At 63.3% G+C, this 466-nt stretch carries 2 pseudogenes; both read left to right on the top strand.

What is annotated here, in order from left to right:
• Positions 1-220, top strand: a pseudogene (locus EN939_RS37510) (ABC transporter permease); the annotation flags it as partial.
• A 3-nt stretch (positions 221-223) separates the two neighbouring features.
• Positions 224-466 (top strand): annotated as a pseudogene (locus EN939_RS37515) (ABC transporter permease); the annotation flags it as partial.

Here is a 466-nt window from a genome sequence, read left to right on the forward strand (position 1 = left end):
TTTCGAACTCGATACCGTCACCGCCGTGGCGCTCGGAGGCACCCAGCTCTCCGGCGGCATCGGCAGCCTGCACGGCACAGTGATCGGCGCGCTGGTCATGGCGCTGCTGGCTAACGGCATGAACCTCGCCAACGTCTCGCCCTTTGTTCAGACAGCGATCAAGGGCGGCATCCTGCTGGCGGTGGTCGGGTTGCAATCCCGCAAGAAAATGGGGCTCTGAGCGATGGCCGCCGTTCTCGCAAATCCGATCGCCCGGCGTCTGCTGCGCATCCCGCCGTCCTATTTTGTCTTCATCGTGCTGCTGGCGACGCTGTGGATCGCGCGGCCGAACATGCTCAACCTCAACATCATGGGCATCTTCGTCAGGCAGATCGTGCCGCTCGGCATCCTGGTGCTGGGGCAGCTCGTCGTCATGCGGGTGAAGTCGATCGACCTCTCTGGCGGCGGCATCATCCTGCTCATCAAC

The sequence above is a fragment of the Mesorhizobium sp. M7A.F.Ca.CA.002.05.1.1 genome (assembly GCF_003998335.1).
Lineage (GTDB): Bacteria > Pseudomonadota > Alphaproteobacteria > Rhizobiales > Rhizobiaceae > Mesorhizobium.